Origin of the sequence: Paraburkholderia sp. A1RI_3L (assembly GCF_048957895.1) — a bacterium.
Lineage (GTDB): Bacteria > Pseudomonadota > Gammaproteobacteria > Burkholderiales > Burkholderiaceae > Paraburkholderia > Paraburkholderia kururiensis.
In genome coordinates, this window is record NZ_JARCHA010000087.1 from 1 (window position 1) to 371 (window position 371).

At 61.5% G+C, this 371-nt stretch carries 1 pseudogene; it reads right to left on the reverse strand.

Annotated features, from left to right (window positions below):
- Positions 1 to 212: pseudogene (locus PXJ20_RS33020) on the reverse strand (hypothetical protein); the annotation flags it as partial.
- Between the last annotated feature and the right edge of the window lie 159 nt (positions 213 to 371).

Here is a 371-nt window from a genome sequence, read left to right on the forward strand (position 1 = left end):
CCCTTCAATTCCTTGCAGATGCGCTCTATTTCCAGGTTGGCCATCTTCCGTATGCGGCGGCTGCGGTGACGGAACACGTACTGGTCGAGGTCGAACACCGTAATGTCGAACCACGGCGACAGCTGCCGCACGATGGCACGAGCGTAGCTGGCAATGCCACACAGTTCGTCGTACGTACTGATCACAGCGAGTTTTGGCCTGTCGCCTTTCACCCTTATTCCCCCGGTTGAGTTGTCGTGCCGGCGCCGTCACCGGCTGCCGTGCCGCTCGCAGGCTGGCCGCAATATCGCGCCCATGCCTCGTCCACGGAATCGCAGACGGTGAGCTTTCCCTCATTCAGCACAGCCGCGAGCGTGCAGTGCTGGCGGATC